At 65.8% G+C, this 2,433-nt stretch carries 3 protein-coding genes; 1 reads left to right on the forward strand and 2 read right to left on the reverse strand.

Annotated elements, in window-relative coordinates; translation table 11 throughout:
• The first annotated feature begins 165 nt into the window (after positions 1-165).
• Complete coding sequence (locus AC1DQP_RS19435) at positions 166-528, forward strand: hypothetical protein (RefSeq protein WP_478052293.1); 363 nt, start codon at positions 166-168, stop codon at positions 526-528.
• A gap of 5 nt (positions 529-533) precedes the next feature.
• Here the strand turns inward: AC1DQP_RS19435 and AC1DQP_RS19440 are convergent, their stop codons facing one another.
• Both AC1DQP_RS19440 and AC1DQP_RS19445 read right to left on the reverse strand, forming a co-directional pair.
• Positions 534-1,217, reverse strand: a complete 684-nt coding sequence (locus AC1DQP_RS19440) for a thermonuclease family protein (protein ID WP_457320353.1) — start codon at positions 1,215-1,217, stop codon at positions 534-536.
• A gap of 139 nt (positions 1,218-1,356) precedes the next feature.
• Positions 1,357-2,433: MFS transporter (locus AC1DQP_RS19445; protein WP_478052294.1), on the reverse strand; the 1,077-nt coding region annotated here is incomplete at its 5' end.

Here is a 2,433-nt window from a genome sequence, read left to right on the forward strand (position 1 = left end):
CCCCGAGATGTCCACGCCGACATTGGCAAAGCCAAAGGTCGACACGATCGCGAAGCCAACCCAGGGGCAATGCCGTGCTTCAAGTGCAGGAGTGGCCATGCCGGTGCTGGTCATACACCGTCAGCACGACGGTGGCATGCTGCATCTTCATGCCGGAGAGCAACGATGCGGATGACGGAAAATTCCCTTGCAGCCAGTGCTGTCACGCTGAAGGTAGGCGTGGTTTTCTGGATGCTGGTCGCCTGGCAGACGCCGGGCGGCGAGCCTTGGGACGCGCCCGCGTTCTGGACCGTCGTCTATCCCATCGCACTGGGCATCGCCGCAATTCTAGGCGCCTGTTTTCCCAGGCAGGCGTGGCTATGGGGACTGTTGCTCATGATGCTGCAGGTGCCGGTGGTGGCCGTGATGTCGGGCGTTGGCCCGTTGTTGCTGGCCGGACTGGTGTATGCACTGGTACTGGCGGTGCCTGCGACGGCCATCGCGACGGCAGCCGGTGCGCTGCGCCGCCGCCTGCATGGGAGGGTCTGAGAAGCTCAGCGCTTCGCCGGCTGCCACCCTGCCCGCAGTGCATCCGAAGGGCTGCAGAACATGCGCTCGCCGCGGCTCAAGTCGATGCGCGTGTGCGCGTAGTCCCGCTGGCCGGGCACGTGGTAGATCTTCTTGCCCTGCCGGGAGATGTTGCCCTTGATGCGGCATCCGCCCGGCGCCGGCTGCGCGGCCACCGGGGCTTGTCGTGCCGTCTGCTCATGCTTGCTGCGACGGTAGTCAGCTGGCATCTGAAACGGCCCCTGCCAGAGGTTCCGCTGGTGCCGGCGCGCGTCGGCTTCGTCTGCGATGAATGCCGTGGCGTACTGGCGATACGCGACCGCCCAACCGGAGCGCACCATCCACCGGTTGACTGACGTCCCTTGAACAAAGCACTCCGCTACCACCCTGCCATAGCGGTCCGTGTCCTTGGGCTGGCAACGAACGGTTTTCTCCAGCAGATAGCCGTCCAGCGCGGCGGCTGACCGACGCCCACAGGGCCAAGCGCGCTCATCTTTGGCGGTGCATTGCTGCGCGCTTTCCGGGGCATCGATGCCCCAGAGGCGGATGCGCTGCTTCGCCACGGTGAGGGTGTCTCCGTCCGTGACCGTCGCGCGGCCGACCAGCTCTGCTGCCACGCCAGGAACGGAAGGAAGAACCAAAAGCAACACCACCAGACCTTTCACCACCATCAACAACAACGTCCTTCAAGTGCACGCCCGGGAGCGAGCGCCAGTTAAAACAGGGCCGAGCACTTTAGCGGAAGCTGAGACAGGACGCCGACCGCATCGACGGTCCTTGAATCCCGATGTGCATTCCTGGTGTGGCCGCCTAAATATGCAACGCCGGACCTGCCGACAACGCCGCCGAGCTCACCCTGACCCGGAACGCGATGAGCAGGCTGGCGAGGAGCATCACCGCCGCAGCCACGGTGAGGACTGCAACGATGCCCCCCAGCCCGAACACCAGGCCGCCCAATGCAGCTCCCGCTGCGATGGAAGACTGCACCGCTGCGACCACCATCCCGCCGGCACTCTCGGCCTGATCGGGCACCGCACGCGCGACCCAGTTCGACCAGGCAACGGGCACGCCACCGAAGGCCAGGCCCCAGAGCGCAACCAGGATCGATAGCCCGCCAACGCCCACCGGCAACAGGAGCATGCCCAGAGCGGCTACGCCCACCAAGGCGGGCATGATCACCAACGTGACTTTCAAACTGCGCTCCATAAGCCAACCGGCCAGTAATGTGCCGACAAAATTCGCCACACCGAACCCGAGCAGGATCAGCGCCAGGCCATCAGCGCTCACCTGCCCCAGGCTCTCCAACGTGGGGCGGATGTAGGTGAAGAGCGAGTACTGACCGGTGTGTGCCAGAACGCAGCCCAGCATGCCGATTGCAATGCCTGGCCTGCGCAGGAGCCCCACCACCGACTCGGGGACTGCCGCCTTGCGCGGGGCCATGCGGGGCAGCGTGAACCACTGGAACGCAAACGTGAGTCCACCTACCGCCGTCGCCGCCCAGAAGGCGCTGCGCCAGCCCAGCAGCCCGCCCAGGTAGCTCCCCAAAGGAACGGAAACCACCGTGCCGACCGCAATCCCGCTGAAGATGATGGACAGCGCGCGAGGCACGCGCTGCGGCGGCACCAACCGCATGGCCACGGCCGCTGCCATGCTCCAGAAACCGCCCAGCGCGACGCCCAGAAGGACGCGCATCACCAGCAGGACGCCCATGCTGGACGACAATGCCACCAAGGCGTTGGAGAGGATCATCAGAGCCGTGAAACTCAACAGCACCAGCCGCCTGTCTATCGAGCGGGTCAGCCGCGGCACAAGGAGCCCAGCGAACAGGGCCACGACCGCAGTAACCGTCACGGCTTGACCGGCCAGCGCCTCCGACACCCCCAGGTC

The sequence above is a fragment of the Stenotrophomonas sp. P5_A8 genome (assembly GCF_056400545.1).